This window comes from Patescibacteria group bacterium (assembly GCA_040390045.1).
GTDB lineage: Bacteria > Patescibacteriota > Minisyncoccia > Phycocordibacterales > SIBU01 > SIBU01.
Genome location: JAZJZC010000004.1, coordinates 108,739 through 130,539, shown reverse-complemented (window position 1 = coordinate 130,539; position 21,801 = coordinate 108,739). Strand labels below are relative to the sequence as shown.

Annotated in this window: 24 protein-coding genes and 2 tRNA genes; 11 read left to right on the top strand and 15 right to left on the bottom strand. The window is 42.3% G+C overall.

Going from position 1 to position 21,801, the window contains the following annotated elements; genetic code table 11:
- Positions 1-10 precede the first annotated feature (10 nt).
- A complete protein-coding gene (locus V4467_04310) occupies positions 11-628 on the top strand; it encodes a toprim domain-containing protein (protein ID MES2088182.1) in 618 nt (205 codons plus the stop codon).
- A 278-nt stretch (positions 629-906) separates the two neighbouring features.
- Here the strand turns inward: V4467_04310 and rplU are convergent, their stop codons facing one another.
- Positions 907-1,224, bottom strand: a complete 318-nt coding sequence (gene rplU / locus V4467_04305; GenBank protein ID MES2088181.1) for a 50S ribosomal protein L21 — start codon at positions 1,222-1,224, stop codon at positions 907-909.
- 302 nt (positions 1,225-1,526) lie between these two features.
- On the opposite strand from rplU, the gene V4467_04300 reads away from it, so the two are divergent.
- On the top strand, positions 1,527-1,823 hold the full coding sequence (locus tag V4467_04300; GenBank protein MES2088180.1) for a hypothetical protein: 297 nt from the start codon (positions 1,527-1,529) through the stop codon (positions 1,821-1,823).
- An 83-nt stretch (positions 1,824-1,906) separates the two neighbouring features.
- Complete coding sequence (locus V4467_04295) at positions 1,907-2,215, top strand: hypothetical protein (GenBank protein ID MES2088179.1); 309 nt, start codon at positions 1,907-1,909, stop codon at positions 2,213-2,215.
- Positions 2,216-2,237: 22 nt separating this feature from the next.
- On the opposite strand, the gene V4467_04290 is transcribed toward V4467_04295, so the two are convergent.
- Positions 2,238-3,296, bottom strand: coding sequence for a DNA recombination protein RmuC (locus V4467_04290; GenBank protein MES2088178.1), 1,059 nt, complete (start codon positions 3,294-3,296; stop codon positions 2,238-2,240).
- An 88-nt stretch (positions 3,297-3,384) separates the two neighbouring features.
- On the opposite strand from V4467_04290, the gene V4467_04285 reads away from it, so the two are divergent.
- The gene (locus tag V4467_04285) at positions 3,385-3,840 is read left to right on the top strand and encodes a GatB/YqeY domain-containing protein (GenBank protein ID MES2088177.1); all 456 of its coding nucleotides are present in this window, start codon (positions 3,385-3,387) and stop codon (positions 3,838-3,840) included.
- Positions 3,841-4,201: 361 nt separating this feature from the next.
- Here the strand turns inward: V4467_04285 and V4467_04280 are convergent, their stop codons facing one another.
- From V4467_04280 to V4467_04240, 9 genes are all read right to left on the bottom strand, one after another.
- Positions 4,202-4,582 carry a hypothetical protein gene (locus V4467_04280; protein MES2088176.1) on the bottom strand — a complete coding sequence of 127 codons (381 nt, stop codon included), beginning with the start codon at positions 4,580-4,582 and terminating at the stop codon, positions 4,202-4,204.
- Positions 4,583-4,586: 4 nt separating this feature from the next.
- Positions 4,587-5,195, bottom strand: a complete 609-nt coding sequence (locus V4467_04275) for a hypothetical protein (GenBank protein MES2088175.1) — start codon at positions 5,193-5,195, stop codon at positions 4,587-4,589.
- 32 nt (positions 5,196-5,227) lie between these two features.
- Positions 5,228-6,094, bottom strand: a complete 867-nt coding sequence (locus tag V4467_04270) for a UbiA family prenyltransferase (GenBank protein ID MES2088174.1) — start codon at positions 6,092-6,094, stop codon at positions 5,228-5,230.
- A 16-nt stretch (positions 6,095-6,110) separates the two neighbouring features.
- On the bottom strand, positions 6,111-6,899 hold the full coding sequence (locus tag V4467_04265; GenBank protein ID MES2088173.1) for a methyltransferase domain-containing protein: 789 nt from the start codon (positions 6,897-6,899) through the stop codon (positions 6,111-6,113).
- A 24-nt stretch (positions 6,900-6,923) separates the two neighbouring features.
- On the bottom strand, positions 6,924-7,448 hold the full coding sequence (locus tag V4467_04260) for a CxxC-x17-CxxC domain-containing protein (protein MES2088172.1): 525 nt from the start codon (positions 7,446-7,448) through the stop codon (positions 6,924-6,926).
- An 86-nt stretch (positions 7,449-7,534) separates the two neighbouring features.
- On the bottom strand, positions 7,535-8,374 hold the full coding sequence (locus V4467_04255) for a hypothetical protein (GenBank protein ID MES2088171.1): 840 nt from the start codon (positions 8,372-8,374) through the stop codon (positions 7,535-7,537).
- Between the two features lie 113 nt (positions 8,375-8,487).
- Positions 8,488-8,559 (bottom strand) — tRNA-Glu (locus V4467_04250).
- A 246-nt stretch (positions 8,560-8,805) separates the two neighbouring features.
- Positions 8,806-9,738 (bottom strand): DUF475 domain-containing protein, encoded by a 933-nt coding sequence (locus tag V4467_04245; GenBank protein MES2088170.1) that lies wholly within the window; start codon positions 9,736-9,738, stop codon positions 8,806-8,808.
- Between the two features lie 206 nt (positions 9,739-9,944).
- A tRNA-Ala gene (locus V4467_04240) sits at positions 9,945-10,015 on the bottom strand.
- 472 nt (positions 10,016-10,487) lie between these two features.
- Between V4467_04240 and hisS the strand changes: the two genes are divergently transcribed.
- Complete coding sequence (hisS, locus tag V4467_04235; protein MES2088169.1) at positions 10,488-11,792, top strand: histidine--tRNA ligase; 1,305 nt, start codon at positions 10,488-10,490, stop codon at positions 11,790-11,792.
- Between the two features lie 49 nt (positions 11,793-11,841).
- Here hisS and V4467_04230 read toward each other — a convergent pair whose 3' ends face one another.
- Positions 11,842-12,201, bottom strand: coding sequence for a hypothetical protein (locus V4467_04230; protein ID MES2088168.1), 360 nt, complete (start codon positions 12,199-12,201; stop codon positions 11,842-11,844).
- Positions 12,202-12,325: 124 nt separating this feature from the next.
- Entirely contained in the window at positions 12,326-12,643 is a 318-nt protein-coding gene (locus V4467_04225; protein ID MES2088167.1) for a hypothetical protein, read from the bottom strand.
- 239 nt (positions 12,644-12,882) lie between these two features.
- On the opposite strand from V4467_04225, the gene V4467_04220 reads away from it, so the two are divergent.
- From V4467_04220 to V4467_04205, 4 genes are all read left to right on the top strand, one after another.
- Entirely contained in the window at positions 12,883-13,458 is a 576-nt protein-coding gene (locus V4467_04220) for a ribonuclease H-like domain-containing protein (GenBank protein MES2088166.1), read from the top strand.
- 17 nt (positions 13,459-13,475) lie between these two features.
- Entirely contained in the window at positions 13,476-14,135 is a 660-nt protein-coding gene (locus tag V4467_04215; protein ID MES2088165.1) for a class F sortase, read from the top strand.
- A 67-nt stretch (positions 14,136-14,202) separates the two neighbouring features.
- Positions 14,203-14,625 (top strand): hypothetical protein, encoded by a 423-nt coding sequence (locus tag V4467_04210; GenBank protein MES2088164.1) that lies wholly within the window; start codon positions 14,203-14,205, stop codon positions 14,623-14,625.
- A 75-nt stretch (positions 14,626-14,700) separates the two neighbouring features.
- Entirely contained in the window at positions 14,701-15,525 is an 825-nt protein-coding gene (locus V4467_04205) for a thioredoxin domain-containing protein (GenBank protein ID MES2088163.1), read from the top strand.
- A gap of 18 nt (positions 15,526-15,543) precedes the next feature.
- Here the strand turns inward: V4467_04205 and V4467_04200 are convergent, their stop codons facing one another.
- Positions 15,544-18,462: an ATP-dependent DNA helicase gene (locus tag V4467_04200; GenBank protein ID MES2088162.1), complete on the bottom strand. Its 2,919-nt coding sequence runs from the start codon at positions 18,460-18,462 to the stop codon at positions 15,544-15,546.
- A gap of 76 nt (positions 18,463-18,538) precedes the next feature.
- Between V4467_04200 and V4467_04195 the strand changes: the two genes are divergently transcribed.
- A complete protein-coding gene (locus tag V4467_04195) occupies positions 18,539-18,808 on the top strand; it encodes a hypothetical protein (GenBank protein MES2088161.1) in 270 nt (89 codons plus the stop codon).
- 193 nt (positions 18,809-19,001) lie between these two features.
- A complete protein-coding gene (locus tag V4467_04190; protein ID MES2088160.1) occupies positions 19,002-20,414 on the top strand; it encodes a hypothetical protein in 1,413 nt (470 codons plus the stop codon).
- Between the two features lie 107 nt (positions 20,415-20,521).
- Here V4467_04190 and V4467_04185 read toward each other — a convergent pair whose 3' ends face one another.
- Positions 20,522-21,745 carry a sigma-70 family RNA polymerase sigma factor gene (locus V4467_04185; GenBank protein MES2088159.1) on the bottom strand — a complete coding sequence of 408 codons (1,224 nt, stop codon included), beginning with the start codon at positions 21,743-21,745 and terminating at the stop codon, positions 20,522-20,524.
- Between the last annotated feature and the right edge of the window lie 56 nt (positions 21,746-21,801).

Below are 21,801 nucleotides of genomic sequence, written 5' to 3'. Positions count from 1 at the left end.
TTCGTATATTATGGACTCAATACACAAGCTCACAGAAATATTTCGAGAGTTTCCTGGTATCGGCCCGAGGCAAGCCAAGCGTTTTGTCTATTATTTATTGTCACGAAACAATGGGCATTTGGAAAATGTTGCTCAGCTGATTTTAGAATTGAAAAAAGAAATTAGAAATTGCCCAAGTTGTTTCCGTTTTTTCCCTATCGATAAATCTAAAACTTCGCTTTGCTCGATTTGCCGAGATTCCAACCGCGATACTAGCTCGCTCATGTTGGTGGCTCGAGATGTTGATTTTGAAACTATCGAAAAGAGTCACTCATACAACGGATATTATTTTATTTTAGGTGGTACCGTCCCAATTCTGGAGAAAGATCCGGAAAGAAAAATCCGATTGAAGGAATTAGTTGCAAAAGTGGAAGAACGTGCCAAAAATGGTCTTGAGGAAATTATTGTTGCCACCAGTGTTAATCCTGAAGGAGAAAATACGGCCGATTTTTTGATCAAGTTTCTTTCGCCTTTCGTAACCCAATTTGGTTTAAAAATTTCAATCTTAGGACGCGGTCTCTCAACTGGTACTGAGCTTGAGTATTCTGATTCGGATACGATTAAAAATGCGTTGAAAAATCGCTCATAAAATACTGAAAATCCCCCGATTCGCGGAGCGAATCGGGGGATTTTCTTTTGTTTTATTGTAACTGCGGAGAATACCTCGCCCGCTCCCCGCCCGTACCGAGAGTACTCTGGTACGTTCGGGCGGGTGGGGCGAGGATGAATCCGCAACGACTACATGAGTCAGCGGAGCTGACTCTGCTACAACAAAGTTTGCCCCGGTTCCTCGCCTAACACCCCGCCGAGGTCTTCCGAGGGATAAGTGTTCCCTTAGCTGTGGCGGGGATAGGACGAGGACAAACTTTATTTCAACGACTCAATCTTCACTTTAAAATGAGGCTGGCGGTGACCATTTTTCTTGAAATAGCGACTCTTTTGTTTGTATTTAATGACGTTGATTTTGGCATCTCGGCCGATTTCAGCGAGGGTGGCAGTAACAGAAGCGCCGGAAATGTACGGGGTACCAATCGTGGTGTCGTTGCCATTTTCAACAAGTAAAACCTTGTCAAAAACAACCTCGTCCCCCACTTTGTGGTCGCCGATAATTTTCTCAATTTTTACAACATCTCCAACGGAGACCCTGTATTGCTTGCCACCTGTTTGTATTACTGCAAATTCCATAATAGGCATATATTACAGAATTTTGTTAAAAAAGCAAGCCTTGGCTGGTATTGCACTTTATCTTAAAAACTATAGGATTATAGACAGATTTGAAAGCTCGTTTTATGTTTAACCGACCTAATGCCCCTTGTAGTACTCTCCTTTTTGAGGGTCTTCCCCGCTGTCGGCGCGTGTTGGCTGACAGAATTGTCGATGTAATGAAGATGCGTGACATATCGTTCAGTGACTTGGATCGTTCCTGTGGACTAGGGAAAATGATAGATCTTCCGACCTCTCGGAGTGTCAATTCTCACCCTCCGAACATGAACGCCCTTTTTTTGGCCATGGTGGTAATTCCGCTTGAACTGGGCGTCGATACGCTTATGGATCCCGAACTCGACGCCGTGCTTGCCGACCCCAAAAAAGTTGCTGAGGCTCTACGTATCCTCGGTATTACTCAGGCCATTGATCCCTCCGACCCAAATTCTAATGACATGAAAGGCTTGGCACTGAGTTTGGTCGGCGCTGTAGTCGCCGAAATCGACGCCGCGTCAGAGACGCTCCGAGCGCCGATTAGGCAACCACCCGTTTCCTCACTTCTTCGCCCCACCCTCGCCTGACCGCGCGGGTTTTTTATTTTTTAATTTGCAATTTTATTTTAGGAATTGTAAGGTACTATCTAGTTTAGAAGAAAGGAAAATGTATGAGAAAAACTCTTAGAAGTTGGAAGAAGCGAAATGAGCGACGAGTGGATCTTATTGTACGACAGTCCAACGGAGAAACCTTATCAAAAGTCGAGATCACTGAATTGAAAAATTTGAACGCTGAAGCAGAGGCTCGAGCGACAAAATTGAGGGGTCTTAATCTTGCTGACTTGCGACGCAGGATGCGAAAGGCTGCTATCCCGCTTCCAAGTAGGAAATCCGTTGCTCGGTCACTTCCAAAGAGTAAGTGGCCTTTTGTCAGACAATCACACGCGGATGATTATTGGGGTCTGCCGAACAACACCTAGGTAATACAGCTCAGGTGTTTTTTTATTCTTCCTCAATTTTTTCCAAAAGTTCAATTTCAATTCCTACGGCGCTACCGCTGATTCGCATGACATCTTTATCAACCTTTTTAAATTCTTTGCTGGCGTTGTTGAAATGATTGACCACGGTTCCGATCGAATTACCGAGTTTGTTGTGGTATTCCTCGTAATTTTTTAAATGCTTGCCGAGCTCGTCGACGCGCTTCACGATGTCTTTTGCAGTGTCTTCAATTTGCATGGCTTTGAGACCTTGTAACACTGTTTGCAAGTAGGCCAAGAAAGATGTTGGCGAAACAATAATCACTTTGTATTTACTGGCGGCGCGTTGAATCAGATTTTCAGTGTCATCACTCACGGCACCAACCTTGTTGACCAGCAAATCATAGTAGATCGCTTCATGGGGAATAAACATAAAGGCGAAATCCATCGTGCCCTCACTAGGCCGGATATATTTTGAAGTTTCCTGAATGCGCATTTTTAAGTCGTTCATGAACACTTTTTCCAAACGATCTTTTTCGCTGGGATCTTTGGCTTCAGTTAACCGATTATAGTTTTCGAGACTGAATTTGGAATCAATTGGAATAATTTTTTCTTTCACAAACACGGCGGCGTCAACAATTTCTCCGTTAGCAAAAGCATATTGCATCTGATAGTGTCCTGGCGGCAAAACATTTTTTAAAAGAGTTTCAAGATAGTATTCGCCTAAAATGCCACGTTGTTTTGGGTTTTTCAAAATATCTTGCAGGTTTTGGAGTTGATCAGCAAAAGAAACCACTTGGCGATTGGTTTCGTCGAGTTTGGTGAGACCTTGAGTCACTTCACGGATCAGTTTCGCTGATTCGCCAAATTGATTTCGCACCGAATCATTCATTTGTCTAGCTGACTCCCCTATCTTGGCATCCACTGTTCGAGACAATTCGTTGACTTGCTGGAGAATAAGTTTAAGTCCGGTGTCGTTTTCTGGTTTTTCAGGCTGTTTCTTACTTTTTAAAAGCAACCACACCAAAACTCCATTTCCAATTAAAAGTAGCGCAAGAATCACTATTAGAATTCCTTCAGACATGACAAAAAGTATACCATATTCCTAAATGATGCCGAATTTGATACAATTGTCAGGTAATTTTAGTTTTTACTTTTTAACTTTGCATTTTATGCCCCTCCAATTAAATATCAAATCAGAAATTAAGGAAGCCATGATGGCCAAGGATCAGGTTCGATTGCTCGTGGTTCGCGGATTAGTTGCCGCATTTTTAAACGAGTCTGTCGCCAAAGGAAAAAAGCCAACTGACGAACTTTCAGATGAAGATGCACTCGCTGTGATCAAGCGCGCGGTTAAGCAACGAAAAGATTCAATTGAGCAGTTTACCAACGGCGGCCGCGCGGATTTAGCGGAATCAGAAAAAGCTGAATTGGCCATTCTTGAAAAGTATTTGCCTCAGACCATGAGCCGTGAAGAAATTAAAAAAATTGCGGTTGCCAAAAAAGCTGAAATGGGAATTACTGACAAAGCTAAACTCGGACAATTTGTGGGTACTTTAATGAAAGAACTCAAAGGAAAAGCTGACGGTGGAGATGTGAAGGTGGTGGCTGAATCTCTGTTTCAATAAATACTCGACCGCTTGTGATAACTAAAGCCCCGCGCCTTTGGCGCGGGGCTTTAGTTATGCACCTTTTTACTTGACTTAAGGTTTAAAATCTCATATATTTTCTCGAGCCCAGTTCGCACAAAGTCAGTCAAATTGCATCATGAGACATCGTTACCACGTTGACGCCACCACGCACCGCATTCTGCGTACCGCGAGCCCTCGCTTCGCAGGAGGTGCTGGAACTTACGTCCACGAAAAACCCACTCAGCAAAAGCATTCGAAGCCCCCTACGATCAGGGTCGCACCGGGCAACTACGCTCACGTTTCTCGTCGCTGATACGACATCAAACCCAAGACCTTCCAATTCGGACGGTCTTTTTATTTAAATAACAAAGGAAAAAACTAGGAAACCAATCAGTCCCAGTTGTAAGACCGGAGAAATTCCAACACCAACAAATGGAATGAGTGGCATGAGTTCGCTGTAGCCCCAGCGGCCTGTTTTGATTGCGTGGAGTTCAAGTCCGATGCTTACAAGCGCGCAGATTGGAATGATGAGCCACTTGTGTTTTTTTAAAAAAACGAAGTAGAAAAATGGTAGAGAAAGAATTGTTAAAATTATTGCATCCCGTGCTGAGGCGCGAACAAGAACGAATTCCGTGATTGCTTGACCGCCGAAGTCTGTATACAAAACTACGTGCAGATTTTCCCAGATGACGTTTAAAATAAATGAACTGAGGAGAATAAGAAAAAGTTTTTTAAACATAGGATTAGTTAGTGGAAAACCAGCGAGAAATTTGTTTTCGATAAATGGCCGAAATAAAAATTATTTCAACAACAATGAGATAGATTTGGAATGCTGAATTTGTGATGTCCCATTTTGGAATTGAAGGCACAATTAGAAGTGCGGCTATCAAGCCGGCAATGTAACTTAGCCCTGTTTCAGTTCCTGGATATTTCCAGGATTTTATAATTGTTGGGATCGCGGCAAAACAATCCCCTATCACAGCGAATAAAATCGCAAGTTCCGGAGATTTTGCGAACAGTAAGGCGACTAATCCAAACGCAGAAAAAAGCCCACACAGAAAATCAAACGGCGTTAATTTCCAGTAGCTTTGTCTGTTAAAAAATGATGCAAGTAAAATTACAAACGGACCAAAGCCAGCCATGAAAATTCTACTTGTTGTCCAGATGTCAGCATGTGCAGAAAGTGCAGAAATAACTCCGACGGCTGGCGCTAAGGCCCACATGGCATGAGAGATGCGATTTGGTTTTGTCTTTCCGGTCAACGTATCTCTAACGTAGATGCTCGCTCTGAATAAACTTATGAGCACACTGATGACGACGAGCCAATGAGGAAAGGAGAGATAAGGGAGCATCAGAATAGTATATAGTATTTAGAAAATAGTATCTAGAAATTCAAAAAAATAAGAAGTAACATGCAAAGAGAAAATAATAGTCCGCCAACATATTTAACTCTCATGACCATCGTGTAGTCACTCGGTGTCATAGTCATTTTCTTAATGACAAGAGACACCATAATTCCTGCAACAATGCCACCAATAATGAAAAGTGTGGAGTACAAAATGTTTATTGACGCTAACGCAAAAGCTACAAGTAAAGTTCCAATTGGAAATAAAGAAAAAAATAAATTTTTTACGCCAGATTTTCCATATCGTACTGCAAATGTAACATCTCCGCGCAATCTATCTTCCTCAACTTGATACACCTGCGATACTGGATACATACTTGTGATAAGAAAAATTGAACCAAGTGCGGCTATCCAAACAATAAGTGAAGGTGCCTCTGTGTTTCCGTTTGCGTAGTAGCCGAGCAGCGTGGCGCAAACCGCAGCACTAACCCCAATGGCAACCAAGCTCGCAATTGGTTGGCCTTTAAGTCTTACTCTCGGCGAGCTGTACATCCAAAAGCTCAGGGCGCAAATAATATAAATAATTTTAAAATAAAATCCGCTATAGAACGCGATTAGTAGACCGAAGATTTGGAATATCCAAGAAGCAACGAGCATCCATTTTTGCATTTTAGGCGGATTCTTAAGACCACCGATCGGGCCCTCATCCTTATCGAAGTAGGAGTTGTATGCTGTTACACCACCAAAAAGTAAAATGTGAACTGAAAAAAACTGCACAAGTTGCAGATAAGACAGCTGGTTCGATAGCAGGACTCCAAGCAAATATGGTCCGCTGAGAATAAAAATTTGATAGTGTAGACGAAGGTGCAGAATGAAATTTTTAATTTGTGAGGCAATTGTTTTCATGGAAAGAGAATAACTTTTATTTAAATCCATAGCAAACGAGTAGTTCTAGTTTTTCCGTAAAATATTTTTTATTTCCCAGAGTTTTTTTGTAGGCAGCGGTTAATTCCCGAATGAAATCATTCTTGTTTTTTGGTGACATGAGCAGGTACGAGGAGTTGGTTTTCAAATTGTTGATTATGTGGGAAACAGTTCTTTTTTCGCTAAATAATATTTTAGCAAACTTAACTTTTTTAAAACCTGATTGCGACAGAAGTTTGCCTAGAGACTCCTGACCCCTAAATTTTTTACCTATGCCTCGCCAGTTGTACTTGTGATATAGATTGTGGCCGACAGCCTTTTTGTTTGATTTTACGTACTGGGTCCAAAAAACAAAAAATACGCCGCCCTCTTTTACGGCACTTTTGATTTTGGATACTGTTTTTTTATTTCCATACCAATGAAAAGCAGTGCCGGAAATTACTCCGTCAAATTCCTCTTTTTGAAAAGGAAGCTTCTCTGCAGATCCTTTGACATAGACAATCGATAATTTTTGCTTACGTGCCGAAAGACGTGCCTCTCGAAGCATTCTTGGGTCAGGATCAACTCCTGTAACCGAAACTTTTCGTTTCCCTGCTAGCTTCACGATCGGTTCAGTTGATTTCCCCGTGCCACAGCCAATATCTAAAATATTCAAACTTTCATTTGATTTTTTAGATGGTAGAAATGAGAACAGCAATTTGTATAATTTCGGGTCGTAGGAGCGTCGATATTTTTGATATTCTTTTGCAATGAGGCCGAAAGAGGTTTTTTGATTGAGTTTCGCCATACAGAGATGTGAGTGGGATTGAATTTATTTTTTCGCTTTTCCAGTTCGAGTTTTTGATATTTTAGGTTTGGGAGTTTCTTCGGAAGACTTTACTGACTCAGAGGTTTCTTTTTTAGCCACGCTTCCCTTCTCCATTACCGACAAAAGTCGATCGAGTTTGGAACTAATTTCGGATAGCTGTTTTTTGAGCTCGTCGTTGGCGAGTGAAAGTCGTGGATCAGGTCGTGTGTCGGGTCGGAAACTTGCTTTGTCACCGAAATCTCTCCTCGGAGCTCTGTTACTAAAATCTGGTCGTGAGCCACCTCGTGAATCACTCGGTTCTCGTTTACTATTAAAACAATCGCGGCAATAGACCGGTTTGTCACCTGTTGGTCGGAATGGTACTTCGCAAGCCTTGCCACACTCAGCACAGGTTGCCTTAAACATCGGTTTGTCTCGCTCGCCACCTCGGTCAGCTCCCCAGGTCTTCTTCTGATATGGCGCGCCACCACCTCCGTTTCCACCTCTAAATCCCCCGCCTCGGTTTCCTCTGTCTTGGTAGTTATTCATTTGCTAAGTCTATGCTTTTGTGGCGAAATTAGCAAATTTTTGGGAATCGGCAAAGACCAGCTGTCAAAGTCTATATAGTAAGTTTTTCATAGAGTAGTTCTTCTTTTTGTTTTCCATATTGCAACCATCGAACGACTGGCCTTATCGACTTCTCTTAGCCAATCATGAAAATCTCGTGGTAAAGTTTTATTCAAAATGTAAGTATCAGTCAAATTAATGAGATAAGATGTCACCATAAAACTTATTGTCGCAACCCAAAATCTCTCAGTATAGGGAGAATCGTAATGATAATAAGGGTTACCGTGGCAGAGCTCAGATATAGAACCATATAGTTCAACAATATTTTGTCCCCTAAATATTTTTATTGGAGGATTTGAATATTTATTTATAATATCCACTTTAAATAAATCTCGTGTCGTCTTAAATGCCAGACCACTCGTTCTTAAATACCATAAATAATCAAAATCAATAAAATTTGGAAAAGTACGTTTTTCTTCATCCAGCAAGTTCTTATTGATGGATAATAATTCGTTATATACACTCTCATTTCTCAATCCTTTATATGCTAGTAATTGGTATGCAATACATGCTAGCCCGCGTTGATTTTCTGAAGCGCAGTTTTCAAGTAGATGTAAAAATCGAACATATATATCAAAGAGTTTTCGAGCATGTGGTACTAAAAAGAAATGATATTTCTCATTTTCTCGGACGATTTCTTCCGAAAGAAATAATATTGTATCCCGGTACGGTTTTAGTGATCTAACATAAAATGTTCTTATACATGCATCTGCCTCTTTCTCTGCCTTTGAAGTTGTGGATTCTGGATGTTTATTTTCAATTTGTTCTATACGTAACTCGATTAAATTAACAGCCCTTTTGAGAAGTTCGGATAATTCTATAAATATTTTATTTTCATCAGTTGTCATTGGTGCTATTCTACCACCATTATATATTTCAGAACTCTTTCTAACTTGAAATAACTTGCTACCAAAGGTTAAAATGGATTTGAGGCTTTTGAAAACCATTTTGTTTCAAAATGTGACCCTACCGGGAATCGAACCCGGATTTAAGGCTTGAGAAGCCTCCGTCCTAACCGTTAGACGATAGGGCCATAATTTCAATTTTAACACAAAACACTCACCCCGCATTTCCCTCCTTACAGGAGCTGTACACCCTTCGCATTCTGAGGACAGATCGCTCAAGGTCTTGCGCTCGGGTCCCAATCCCAAGCTCACCTTTCGAAGGCCGTGTCCTAGCCGATAGACGATAGGGCCTCGAAATCATGCATCACGAAACATGGAACACGTAACATTGCGGAACAGAAAAAGCATAGCATTTTTACACAAAATCGCAAAAATTAGAGAGAAGGAACAGTGCTATTTAATTTTGAAATTTGCTTAACAGATTTATAGAAAAAGTAGCCGATGATTATAAAGGTGACGAGCGGAGATAGCCACGTTGGAATTTGAAATCCGAATGAATCGAGGATCATGATGATACCTAAAACTAGGATTGAGTACATCGCGCCATTTTTAAGGAACACAAATTGTTTGACGCGATCAATGTTACCGATCGTGAGCTGACGAACTACAATAGCTCCGATGCCATTGCCAATAAGAATAAGTGGCACGGAAAGGGTAAAGGCGAAGGCACCGAGCACTCCATCGATCGAGAAACAGGCATCAATGGCCTCAAGGTAGAAAATTTTTGACCAGTCAGAAAGATTTCCCTGCCCGCTCAACATTTCTTTTTCTGCGGCTTCGGCATTTTCTTTAAAACCATGGACCATGAAAAATCCTGTTGATCCGATGACGGCTCCAAGCGCCATTATTGGATTGATTTTGATGCAAATCCACACGATTATTGTCAGTACAATTGAGGCAACGGTATAAAACCATAGACCATGACGGTGAATAAATCGTTCGCCAATAAGTCCGTAAGATTTCTGCTCCAAAAATAACCAATAAAGAAAAAGAAAAATTAAAAAGATGCCGGAGCCAACAAGAAGTGGCGGGGCCGATTGCTCGATCAATGTGTGAATTTCAGGACTGGAACTTAATGTGGCAACGAGGGCTTGCCAGAGTGTTAGTTCGCCACTGGTGAGCCAAATAATTATCCAGGGCAAAAGTCCACGAACAAGAAAAACGGCCAACAGAACTCCCCAAAGTAGGAACCACTTTCTGGATTTTTGACTCATTTTTGAAAGGACTTCAGCGTTAATTACCGCGTTATCCACGCTGTTGATGATTTCAAAAAGTGCTAGGCCGAGAATTGTGAGAATTAAAGACATAAGAGAGTTAAAATGGTAACACTTTTTCAAGTTGACGCCTATATGGGTGAATCGCCCGCGACTAAATTCTTGCCGTCGCTCGAATTTGTCTGGGCACCAGCTCGTCCGTTTTTTCTGATGAAAAAACATGACTCCGCTGTTCGATTCCCCTCCGCAAAGCAAGTAGTTGCTTTGCTTAGGTCCACAAATTGAGTCCCCGAAATTTGTGGACCTAAGGGGAATCGAACCCCTACCTCATCCATGCCATGGATGCGTTCTACCACTGAACTATAGGCCCGTGCTTTAATTTTTATAATATTTCAAACTCTACCTCATGCCCACTTGTTCCCCGCCCGTACCGAACTACCGTTTCGGTACGTTCGGGCGGGTGCCACTGAACTATAGGCCCTTGCGTGGAGCATTATGACAAAAAATGGAAAAATTTGCTATAGTTTTAGCGGATCGAAGTTTACTGCTATGAAATTCACAAGCTATTCGGTTCTTTTTTGCGTCTTATGGGGCCTCTGCGCGTGGTTACTTTTTTTGATTTTCAGTCCAACGTATCACTTCGCACAAGGCTTGTTCATTTTGGTCGCGATGATTCCGGCCGCCGCTCTTACGTTTTTTGGTTCCGCCTTCGTTTTAATGTGGCGCGGTCGAGTTCACAGAGCCAATTTACACAAGCCGACCAAACGTCACCTGTAACCTATCTCCTGAACACAGGAGATTTTTTCTTGTTAAATAGTAACCTTTCGGCTAAAATACAACCTATGTCAAGTGAAAATAAACCTAGTATTTCAACTGAAAGCTACAAAGGTGTGCGAGATTTTTATCCTGCTGATCAAGCAATACAAAATTATATTTTTGGTGTTTGGAGAAACGTTGCGCAAAAATTTGGGTATGAGGAGTACGGAGCATCAATACTCGAGTCAGCAGAATTGTATCGCGCTAAGTCAGGCGAGGAAATTGTGAACGAACAAACCTACACTTTTAAAGATCGTGGCGACCGGGAGGTAACTTTACGACCCGAAATGACGCCAACCTTGGCGCGTATGATCGCCGCCAAAAAAAGAGAACTCACCTTCCCTGTTCGCTGGTTTTCAACACCAAATCTTTTTCGATATGAAAAGCCGCAACGTGGAAGATTGCGCGAACATTGGCAACTCAATGTTGATATTTTTGGAGTTGAAGGCATTCAGGCAGAAGTAGAAATTATTTCGCTGGCTTCAGAAATCATGTCGGGTTTCGGTATTAAAAACGATCAGTTTGAAATTCGAATCAACAGTCGAAGAATTGTTAACTACATTTTGCAGACTCTCATGGGGCTTTCCGAATCAGAATCTGGAAAAGTGGCTAAGATTATAGATAGAAAAGAAAAGTTGCCAAAGGCTGATTTTGAAAAATTAATTACGGAAACCGTCGGTGAAAAAGATAATTTTTTGTTGACGCTTTTAAATTCAAAAAATTTTGAGGAATTCATTTCTCGTTTGCCAAAAGAAACAGTACTTGAGGAAGCACTTGCCGAAATTAGAAACTTAATGGCTGCGCTTGAAAACTTAGGCATTACGAATGTGGTTTTCGATCAAACCTTGATGCGCGGGTTTGATTATTACACCGGAATTGTTTTTGAAATCTTTGATCTTAATCCTGATAACCGCCGTGCGCTTTTTGGTGGTGGGCGATATGATAATCTACTTGAAATTTTTGGTGAAGAAAAAATTCCTACAATTGGATTTGGTATGGGAGATGTTACTATCCGCGATGTGTTGGAAACCTATAATCTTCTGCCAATTTTAAAAAATTCTGTTTCTCTGGCAATCTGCACCATTGGCGACACAGTTGAGTTCGCACAAGAACTTGCTCAAAAAGTACGTGCATCAGGAAAATCCGTGATTGTCGATTACTCGGGTAAAAAAGTTGGTGATCAAATCAAACGTGCCGATAAACATGGCGCCAAGTTTATTCTTGTCGTTGGTGAAGAAGAAATTAAAAGTGGAAAATTCAAAATTAAAAATTTGGAGACTGGAGAGGAGAAGGAGTCTGGAGAGGACAATCTGGCAAATATTTTAGGGTAAAATTTTAAAATAAAAATACCAAATTTAAGTGGTATTTTGGAAAGATCATTCATCGCCAACCCTGATAAAACCACGGCCTATGTAGATCGGAAAGAACGCTATGTTCAATGAGTCCCATAAGTGGACCAAGTAACCTTAAAAATTCACTATCTGGTGGCGCTGAAAAAGCCCGAATTGCCGCTTGTTTATTTAGCCACCAACTTACCTGATATGTGCTTGGAGTATCGTCTGCCCAGGAGTGGGAACAGATGACGATATTAGAGGGCTTAGTTTTCAGGTTTTCAAACTCGAGTATCTCTCTAAATCCTGCAGAAACGCTACAGCCGAACCGTTCGAAGGTTAGCTGCTTAACTGGAACGGGACACCTCACAATTCCAAGTTCCTGGTGGTCAATTTGTGTCGTAAACATGTTTGAAAAAATCTCATCTGTAAATAAATTATCATGATTAATTTTGTAAAACAAGCTGTTACTACTGTCTAAATTTAGAAAGAAAAATCGGCAAGCACTGAATTGCTTGCCGACGATCGAGATTTTATTTTTCCTCGATTGACCATGTACCATCGAGGTACACTTTTTTGCCGGCCAGAGTTTTGAATTCTATTCCCGCAACGCCAAAACTTGGTTGTTTGGCAGTGTTCCACTCGCTTACGGTACTTTCTCCGGAGTAGAGCTTGACACGATAGCCCTTCTCGGCAGGTGATTCCGCCTCAATTGCGTCCTGGTGCACTCGCGTTACAGTAAATAGGGATCCCATCACAGAGATACCCGCAACTACGAGTAGTAGCGCGATGACTGACCCCGCTGTTGTAAAGGGGAAGCCCGGAGCCTGCTCTGGATCTCGATTTTTCATTCTTTCAAATTTTTTCTACGAGCTGACAGCAAATTAGCACAAAGATAGCTTTACGTCAAGGTTAGTGACAATCCAGATATCTGGTAGAATTATCCGATGCGTCCCGATAGTAGAAATTGGCTTCGCTGTTTGCGGAAACGAATGCACGAGTAATGCGAGAGTTTAGATTATAAAAAATTGTTTAATTTAAATTTGGCAAGGTTGGCTTAACAGCAAACCAAGCCAATTTTCACTACGGGATGCGCAAAATCACTTTCGACATTGAAACTTCTGACCTTTTTGCTGAAGTTGGCTCAAATGACCCTTCGAAACTGAACCTTTCGGTTATTTGTATTCACGATTCTGAAACTAATAAATACTCGAGCTATTTTCAAGAGGATCTTAAAAATTTGTGGCCAATTTTGGAAAAAACCGATGTGCTGATTGGCTACAATTCTGATCATTTCGACATTCCCCTACTCAATAAATATTACCCGGGTGATTTGTCAAAAATTAAAAGCCTCGATCTTCTTAAGGAAATTCGCGCCTCTTTAGGTCGCCGAATTAAACTCGATGATATTGCTGAAGCTACACTTGGAAAAAATAAATCCGGCCATGGGCTTGAGGCTGTTGTCTGGTGGCGAAATGGTGAGAAGGACAAAGTGGTAAAATACTGTCTTGAGGATGTTAAAATCACAAAGGAGATTTACGAATACGCAATGAAAAACAAGCACGTTAAATATAAAGAAGGAAATGTTGTTAAGGAAATAAAACTTGATCCGAGTAATTGGGAGAGCGTTTCAACCCAAGTTATGAACTACACATTGCCCTTCTAGGTTATGATTGAATGAATATGGAATCACACTCACCAAATAGCGAACACGGCGGGCATGCTCCAGAACCACAAAAACACTGGCGCCATAAATCGCGAACTCATACGGGACTCTATGCCTTTGTTGTGGCTGTCGTCGTTGTTGGCTTTGGCGGATATGTTTTGTACAGATTGTCGAACATCACGGGTTTTGTGAATCCTATCTATCCAGTTGGCCCAGTTAAAAATGTTGGATTACCGAGTAGGCTCGTGATTCCGACAATAAATATAGACGCCAACATTCAGAATGTTGGTCTTACTGCGGCAGGACGTGTTGGAATTCCAAATAATTTTACCGATGTTGCATGGTTTAATAAAAGTCCAAAACCCGGCGAGGCTGGTAGTGCAGTGATTGACGGTCACCTAGACACTGCGCGAGATGCTAATGCCGTGTTCATTCATCTCGATCAATTGAAGCGCGGGGATCAGGTGTATGTAACAGACACAGCAGGACAAAAAATTACTTTTCAGGTTGTGAATACTGCAATTTATGATGACTCAAATGCACCGCTCGCTGAAATTTTTGATACCACAGGATCAATTGCGAAATTAAATTTAATTACCTGTGACGGAGTTTGGATTCAAAAAGTGCATAGTTACAGTAAAAGGTTGGTGGTGTACACCGAGCGTGTACTCGAGTAAATTGGTGTCAATTGACTAATTCAGGTAGCTTTGTATAGTTGATCCCAGTAGAACAAAGGAGTCAACTATGAATCTAAAAAAGTACTGGTTGAATTTGAACTTTTTAACAGTTCTGATGCTCGCGTCACTACAGGCAGTTCTATTTCCTGTAGAGCCACAGAACAGCAAAACCCTGGAGTCTCCCATTGCAGGAAGCTGTGAGGGCCTCGCCGCAAACCAAGCTCTCTTAACTGATGGTTTCTACTGGTGCGATGCCTCGTTATGGCAAGTGTCGGTGAACCCCACCAATCATGCGATTACTACCAATTTTTTTGCGATTCTACAGCAGAATTTGGTGGGCGAGGATTCAAATTGGATGAGAGCCGGTGAGATGCGCTTTTTTAAGCTCCTGAGCCCCGTTCCTCCAGGTGATAGATATTTTGCTCATTGGGTAGGCACAAATCTGACTTTCAGGTTGGTTCCCAACTCATTGGGTGCTCGTTTCCCATAATGTGTAGCGTCGAGTGTTACTTGACGCTATTTTATTATTTGGCCATATGTTACAATTCTAAAATAATTTTAAAGTATGGAAACAGAACCACAAAAAACTCAATTATCACTACCGATGGCGATTGTTCTCGCTGGTATTATTATTGGCGGCGCAGTCTTTTTTTCTAGAGGTGGAGGCCAGATGGCAGATACGTCGTTGCTCCCGAGCTCAGTTGTTGCCGATTCTGAACCACAAGAAATTAATATTCGAAAAATTGACAGCAGCGATCACCTTTTAGGCAATCCAAATGCGCGCATCACCATGGTTGAATTTTCAGATTTGGAATGTCCGTTTTGTAAAGACTATGATGTTAAACTTAATCTATTGATGGATCAATATGGCAAAAATGGTGACTTGGCGTGGGTCTATCGTCACTTCCCTCTCGATATTCATCCAAAATCTCCCAAGGAATCTGAAGCCGCTGAGTGCGCTTTCGATCAAGGTGGTGATCCAGCCTTCTGGGATTTTGTGACCCGAGTTTTTAAAGTCACGCCTTCTAATAACGGACTTGATCCAGCGCAATTGCCAAAAATTGCTGGGGATATGAAATTGGATGTTGCAAAATTTAATGCTTGTCTGGCAAATGGTGACAACGCCGATGTCGTTAAGAAAGACTTTGAGGATGGCCTAAATGCAAACGTCAATGGAACGCCAAATACGGTTTTCGTCCTCAGCACCCCACTAATTGCATCATCTGAAGCTAAATTATTGGAAATCAATCAAACATTTTTGAGGCAGAGTCCACCCGGCACTCCCAACATTCTTGTAATCGATAAAACTAAAACTAAAATTCAAATTAGCGGTGACTTGAACATGGCGGCTCTAAAACAATTTATCGATCTCGCCTTAAAGAAAAGCTAGTTACATTGTGTAGTAGTCCTACGCGAGTAATATTGCTTTGAGCTTACACCATTCACATTTTGGATCTTCACATCTGTCTGTAAGAAGGGATCCCGACCAAACAGAATCGATCAAAGATTGAATTTCAGCTTTTATTTTTTCGAGATCAGTTTTTTCAACAGCTAAGGTAATTGTTGGACATCTGCCCTTGTCATCTGGAACGGCAAAGACAAGCGATGGTGTGATTAAGCGGCCTGTAAAACGAGAATCATGCTCAAGGAGCAGTCTGTAAAATACTAATTGGCGGAAATAATCCCCGTTGCTATTTTTGGTATTACCGCGAATCTCGTTTTCAGACATGGCTTTCTTAGTCTTGTAGTCAAACACTTTTGCTTCCTTCCCTGAATCGACAATGGCGTCGATTTTGCCGTGAACGGGAATCACGACTTCTTGTTTTTGGTGTTTACCTTTGAACTCTGACTCACTCCATGTTTCGGAAAATATTTTTCCTTCTTGAGCAAAATGAAATTCAAGTTCGCGAGCAACAATAGGAATATCTCGCAGTAATTCTTTTTTCACTGCTTCTTTTTCAAATAATGGCAAAAGCGATTCCGAAAAATAATATTCGGTAGTATCGGTGAGAATTTTTTCAATATTTTTCTTGCTCTTATCCACTGATCCCCAAACTTTTGAGAAAGCGAGATGCATGGCGTTACCCTTTTCGGCTGTTGCCGCAGGTGCTTGAGGAAGTTTTAGAATACTTTGATAGAGAAAAGCACTCGGGCACTCAAGAAAGTGATTAAGCGCGGTGACCGATAATCCTGAGGTTTGCAAAAGATGTTTAGCATACTCGAGAGTTTTTTTGCTGTGATCGCTGAGCGAGCGTACTTTAGTTTCTGACACTTTTTTCACAGAGCCAGCCGGCAAGGATATGCGCGAGGTGTGCGCTGGGTCAAGCTCGTCGATAAATCGCAACGGCAAAAGTCCATCGCCGTGCTCCTCCTCTCCAAAAAGAATCGTGACATGTTTGCGAGCACGTGTAAGTGCGACGTAAAACAGTCGTCTGACATCAGGTACCTCATTGGCAGTTCTGGTTTTTGGCAGAACAAAATAATAGCCCCAATTTCTTCCGATCCACGACTCTTCAGTGGCGTATGGAATGTACACGTAATCAAATTCAAGACCCTTACTTCCGTGGGCAGTCATTGCTCGGATCGAGGTATCTGGTGTTCCAACACTAATTTTAATACTACGGTTTTCAGCCGAGGTTTTGTAAGCTATAAGTCGTTTCAGTAGTTCTCGTGGATCAGTGAGATCGGCTTCGCGGATTAAATTTTCCGCCAATGTGGTAATGCCACGCCAAACTTCGACATACTCCGGCTCGCGAGCAGTTATGGCTGCGTAGCCACTTTTCTCTGCTAGAAGAATTATAAAATTAAAGGCACCGTTACTTGTAATTTCTTTTTGTAATATTTTAAGTTCAGGAAATTTTGAAAAATCGATTTTTTTACCTGCTTTAATTAGTTTCAATAATTCAACTGAATTTTCAAAGGTGACTCCCCACAGGCCAGCGATAAGGGTTTTAGCAAATAATTCTAGTTGAGACGGGTCATATAAAAACTCAGCAAGATCGAAAAATAAAGAACCGATAGGATGGCTAAAAATATCGACACTTCGTTCAGATGAAACAGGCACGTTGTTTGTCTCACACAATCGAAGTACTCGCTCAAGGTCACGGTTGGTTTTGGTGATAAGAGCTACTGAGGCTTTGGGCTCTTTTTTTAGAATAGTTCTTAGTTCTGATATCAAATATTCTTCAATTGTTTCGGTGTTTTTTCCGCTGACAATATCCACAGGACGGGACTCTTCTTCGCCACTAGCTTGAAGTTTAATTCGTAAATTTTCATGTTCACCGTTTGCATAGTTGTTCTCTATCATGGAAAAACTGGCATCCAAGATTTTTTGGTGAGAACGGTAGTTGGCTTCAAGGTTAATGATTTTTAGATCTTTCCACAAGCTTTGAAACTTCAAAAAATTTTCAACTGACGCTCCTTGAAATCGATAGATTGATTGCTTCTCGTCTCCTACTATGAAAATGTTTGGCACATCAAAAAAGTTTGCCAAAAGTTTAATAATCTCGTTTTGGGAGTTGTTGGTATCCTGATGTTCGTCTACCAATAAATAAAGAAATTTTTCCTGTAGCATTCTCAACAATAGTTCGTCTTTTCTGAGCGCTAAAAGGAGTTCAATAATCAAGTCATCAAAATCCATCTTCCTGTCCTCTCGTTTTTTATTTTCGTACGCTTCGTATAGATCAGCGAAAACCAGTGTACGCTCGCCTTTCTCGATCTCTTTTTTGGCCTCGGCTTTCAACTCCCCCTTTGAACTCCCGCGCGTTGAAACAGATTCCTCATCATTCTCAATTCTCTTTTTTTCATCCGCCACAAAAGCCCGTATCATCTCAGGTGTGTAGGCCTCGCGCTTGGAATCGCTAATAGCACTAATAATTTTTTGAATATAAAAATCAGGATTACCAAACGGTCGTAGGTCACGAAATTTTCCTGTTTCTAAAAGTTCACGGATTAGACTTTCAGCTTCGATATCACTAAGTTGGGTCGTTCGATCTAAATGCACAAAATGATCTCTAAATTCTCCGATAACGGACGAGGCAAAATTATGAAAGGTGTGAATTCGCACTTCATCCGCTCTCGAGCCAATAATTTGTCGCAACTTTTGTCGCATGGCCTTGACTCCCGCTTCAGTGTAGGTAATTGCCAAAATTCCAGAAGCAGGGGTGTCAGTTTTACGGAGAATTTGAGCAATACGCAAGGTAAGAATGGTTGTTTTACCAGTTCCAGGCCCAGCAATGACCATGATCGGCCCTTCAATGGCGTCTACTGCTTCCTTTTGCTTTAAATTTAGGTTTTTATAAGCCCTGGTAAATTCCTGTGAATCCATGCCAAAAAGTATAGCATGACTAATTGCACAAAATTAATACGTGGGGTAAGCTTTGAAAAGCTATTGTTCTAATGTTATGGGAAGAAAAAATTCAAGGCTGGCGAAATTGGGAGCCATGTCAATCGGCCAGTTTTCCGTTCACGCTGGGTTCAAAATCAGGCGTCCGACATTCCGGTTTATGCTGAAGCACCGAATTGATAGCGTCAACCAGCTTCTTTCAATCAGCCTTCCCAGTGGTAGCAAAAAGAAGGACCAAGTTTGGGCTGGACTTGCCGACCTTCGCGATGCGCTCAAGGAAAGCGGTTTCAATCCAGACAAATACCCCTTCTTGGTCTCTCCAATTTGATTAAATCACCCTCATCTTTAGACGCTTTTCAGGCGTCTTTTTAATTGTTGACAAAGTAGGTATAAATGTATTATAATGCGTCGAGGTTTCCTTCAGTCTACTGAACGCCGCTGTGGTGTTTAGTATCTCTGAAGGAAACGGATAGGTCCTTTGAAAGATTCTGACTGACTGTCCAACTGACTGAAAGGTAACAATGCAAACTGCTGGAAAATACACTGGCCGGGTAGTGAGTGTCCCGGGTAATGACGGATACGCGTTCATCGGTATCAGGACCGTGGCAATGAGCCATGGTGGGCCACACAACATCGAAACCATCGCGGACATCTTCCTGCATAAGGATGACTGCTCCTCTCCACCTCGCGTGGGTATGGTGGTTTCGTTTAATGTGGCCAATGATCCGAAACGTGGAACGGGGTACTACCGTGCCATCGGGGCTGTTGAAACCATTGAGATTGAGCTCATCCCCGCCGGCACGCAAGCGATCCCGGGCTTTGTTGCTCTGGCGCCATTCGCTGGAGGAGCACTCGCTACAAATGAGGTACAACCGACGGCTCGGCAGAAAGCCATGGGCGTGAAAACTATTCCGCCGGAGGTGATCGCACAGGTGGTTGCCAATCAACCCGCATCGGAAGTCCCTCGGGACTCGTCGGTGCCGGAAAATGTTGGCGAACTGATGCGGCTCTTCCTGGAGCACCTGTTCCCAGCGCTGGCCCAGTTCGGCTCAACATTTAGCCTGGCTGAGGACGATACCGCCCTTGATGCCGGAGTTGATGAAGCCATTAAAAACCAGAGTGAGCTCGGCATGGATGTGCAGAACAATTCGCTCCGAGCCGAAGTGGCCCGGTTCAAATCGTTTCGCGAGACTCTTCGATTCATGATCACTGAGAATCTCGTTCGGCGAGATACGATCTTGCCGATCCAGTACCTACCTGACCTGTTCACCGCTGTGCCAGTTTGGTATTTTTGGGCAGATGAGGCTGGGACACGCGAAGCGGATCAAATCTGGGAAGTTCCGGACCCGAAGGTCCATTCATCGACTAAGTATTTCTGCAACTTGTTTCCCAATCAAAACTGGGCGGACTTTTTTCAGATGTACAACCGTCGCACGCGGACCCTTCGCCACTACGGAGGAGATCAGATTCCCCCAGCCATCTCGCGGCGAATTCGGGAGGCACGTGGCCTTTTTGATTATCTCGTGATAATGACCCCTTATCATGACGTCGCTGGCGGCGACTGGAAGAACACCAACTGGTTGCGATCAATTGATCCGTACGTTGTAGGATTCAAAAAAGGAATCCCGTACATGTTTGTGATCGGAAGGTTCTCGGATTCCGGGACATTCCCATTGTTCAATGAAATGGTCGCGGACACGATTGCATTTCTCCGCGCTAATCAAGGAGGGCTAGTGGGTTTTAATGCCATCGATCGGCCCTACTGGCACATTTTCCATAAACCCATTGCCTACGATTACAACACCAACTGGGCAGGCAGGGATTTGGGAAATCATCTGAAGAAGGTTGCGGTCAACCTTATTGCCGCTTTTGATGAGGGCAACCTTTTCGACTGGCTTCGGGGAACTCCGGTTCCGCCTGCCACCACTGAGTAGCAGTATCACTGTCAGTCTCGACTTAACGAGGCACCCAATATCTCCGGATATTGGGTTTTTTCTTTATACAAAACCGCCCGCGATGTTCATCGGGGGCGGTTTTAAAATTAGTAATTTTCGAGTCTTTTAGCCTTATCGTGTTGTCTTATTTTTTCGTGAGCTTTAGCTTCAATTTGGCGGATACGCTCGCGTGTGACGCCGAATTTTTGACCGACTTCTTCGAGGGTGTGAGTGACGCCGTCATTTAGTCCATGACGCATTTCCAAAATTCGTCGTTCTTTTTCTGAAAGATCGTTGAGAATTTCTTTGACTTGATCGGAAAGAATGCGGCGAGATGATTCGTGGTCAGGTGAAAGAATTTTGTCATCAGCGATAAAATCCCCGAGAGTTGATTTACCATCATCACCTTCGTCCCCTACTGGGCTTTCGAGTGATACAGTATCCTGATCAATTTTTTCAATATTATAAACTTTCTCAACATCAAGTCCCATTTCAACGGCAATTTCTTCAGGTAACGGATCGCGGCCTAGGTCTTGAGAAAGTCGGCGGACGACTTGTTTGTATTTAGCAATAGTTTCTACCATGTGTACTGGGACGCGAATGGTGCGAGATTGGTCTGCCAAGGCGCGAGTAATAGCCTGGCGGATCCACCAGGTGGCGTAGGTTGAAAATTTGAAACCTTTGGTCCAATCGAATTTATCGACTGCTTTGAAAAGACCGAGGTTACCTTCTTGAATGAGGTCGAGAAGGGTGAGGTCGGGCGAGCGACCGACGTATTTTTTGGCAATTGAAACCACGAGTCTGAGGTTGGCACGAGCCAAAAGATTTTTTGCTTCTTCATCGCCAGTCTGAATTCTCTTGGCTAAATCTTTTTCCTCTTGTGCGTAAATCAAAGGGTACTGACCAATTTCTTTCAGATACATCTGGATCGAGTCGTAGGAAGACTCTGATGCGCGTCCTTCGTAAACATTTTTCTTTGTCGCAACCTCATCACCGAGGTCGAGCATTCCACCACTTTCTAGGATGTCAATTCCACCATCGTGAAGTTTGGCATAGAGTTGATCCAGGAAAAAAATATCGTCCTCGATGTGAGGAAATTCTTTGAGGATTTCATCGTGAGTGACGAAACCGCGATCCTTACCCTTGAGGAAAAGTTTCTGCGCTTTGTCATTCATTTCCTTGTCTTTCTTGGAAACGAAGGCTTTTGGAGCCTTGGCTTTTGATTTTAGCTTCTTTTTAGGAGCCTTTTGAGCTTTGGACTTCTTAGAGGTTTTTGCCTTGGAAACTGGCTTTTTTACGATTTTAGACTTTTTGCTTTTGGTTTTTTTCATATCAAAATTTAGGTTTATTTGAAGGCACTTTAACACTATTTAGCAGGGTTATCAAG

What these genes read in the sequence shown, in the direction of transcription:
- V4467_04310 (MES2088182.1), top strand. Translation starts at nt 11, where the DNA reads ATGGACTCAATACACAAGCTCACAGAAATATTTCGAGAGTTTCCTGGT.
- rplU (MES2088181.1), bottom strand. Translation starts at nt 1,224, where the DNA reads ATGGAATTTGCAGTAATACAAACAGGTGGCAAGCAATACAGGGTCTCC.
- V4467_04300 (MES2088180.1), top strand. Translation starts at nt 1,527, where the DNA reads ATGAACGCCCTTTTTTTGGCCATGGTGGTAATTCCGCTTGAACTGGGC.
- V4467_04295 (MES2088179.1), top strand. Translation starts at nt 1,907, where the DNA reads ATGAGAAAAACTCTTAGAAGTTGGAAGAAGCGAAATGAGCGACGAGTG.
- V4467_04290 (MES2088178.1), bottom strand. Translation starts at nt 3,296, where the DNA reads ATGTCTGAAGGAATTCTAATAGTGATTCTTGCGCTACTTTTAATTGGA.
- V4467_04285 (MES2088177.1), top strand. Translation starts at nt 3,385, where the DNA reads ATGCCCCTCCAATTAAATATCAAATCAGAAATTAAGGAAGCCATGATG.
- V4467_04280 (MES2088176.1), bottom strand. Translation starts at nt 4,582, where the DNA reads ATGTTTAAAAAACTTTTTCTTATTCTCCTCAGTTCATTTATTTTAAAC.
- V4467_04275 (MES2088175.1), bottom strand. Translation starts at nt 5,195, where the DNA reads ATGCTCCCTTATCTCTCCTTTCCTCATTGGCTCGTCGTCATCAGTGTG.
- V4467_04270 (MES2088174.1), bottom strand. Translation starts at nt 6,094, where the DNA reads ATGAAAACAATTGCCTCACAAATTAAAAATTTCATTCTGCACCTTCGT.
- V4467_04265 (MES2088173.1), bottom strand. Translation starts at nt 6,899, where the DNA reads ATGGCGAAACTCAATCAAAAAACCTCTTTCGGCCTCATTGCAAAAGAA.
- V4467_04260 (MES2088172.1), bottom strand. Translation starts at nt 7,448, where the DNA reads ATGAATAACTACCAAGACAGAGGAAACCGAGGCGGGGGATTTAGAGGT.
- V4467_04255 (MES2088171.1), bottom strand. Translation starts at nt 8,374, where the DNA reads ATGACAACTGATGAAAATAAAATATTTATAGAATTATCCGAACTTCTC.
- V4467_04245 (MES2088170.1), bottom strand. Translation starts at nt 9,738, where the DNA reads ATGTCTTTAATTCTCACAATTCTCGGCCTAGCACTTTTTGAAATCATC.
- hisS (MES2088169.1), top strand. Translation starts at nt 10,488, where the DNA reads ATGTCAAGTGAAAATAAACCTAGTATTTCAACTGAAAGCTACAAAGGT.
- V4467_04230 (MES2088168.1), bottom strand. Translation starts at nt 12,201, where the DNA reads ATGTTTACGACACAAATTGACCACCAGGAACTTGGAATTGTGAGGTGT.
- V4467_04225 (MES2088167.1), bottom strand. Translation starts at nt 12,643, where the DNA reads ATGAAAAATCGAGATCCAGAGCAGGCTCCGGGCTTCCCCTTTACAACA.
- V4467_04220 (MES2088166.1), top strand. Translation starts at nt 12,883, where the DNA reads ATGCGCAAAATCACTTTCGACATTGAAACTTCTGACCTTTTTGCTGAA.
- V4467_04215 (MES2088165.1), top strand. Translation starts at nt 13,476, where the DNA reads ATGGAATCACACTCACCAAATAGCGAACACGGCGGGCATGCTCCAGAA.
- V4467_04210 (MES2088164.1), top strand. Translation starts at nt 14,203, where the DNA reads ATGAATCTAAAAAAGTACTGGTTGAATTTGAACTTTTTAACAGTTCTG.
- V4467_04205 (MES2088163.1), top strand. Translation starts at nt 14,701, where the DNA reads ATGGAAACAGAACCACAAAAAACTCAATTATCACTACCGATGGCGATT.
- V4467_04200 (MES2088162.1), bottom strand. Translation starts at nt 18,462, where the DNA reads ATGGATTCACAGGAATTTACCAGGGCTTATAAAAACCTAAATTTAAAG.
- V4467_04195 (MES2088161.1), top strand. Translation starts at nt 18,539, where the DNA reads ATGGGAAGAAAAAATTCAAGGCTGGCGAAATTGGGAGCCATGTCAATC.
- V4467_04190 (MES2088160.1), top strand. Translation starts at nt 19,002, where the DNA reads ATGCAAACTGCTGGAAAATACACTGGCCGGGTAGTGAGTGTCCCGGGT.
- V4467_04185 (MES2088159.1), bottom strand. Translation starts at nt 21,745, where the DNA reads ATGAAAAAAACCAAAAGCAAAAAGTCTAAAATCGTAAAAAAGCCAGTT.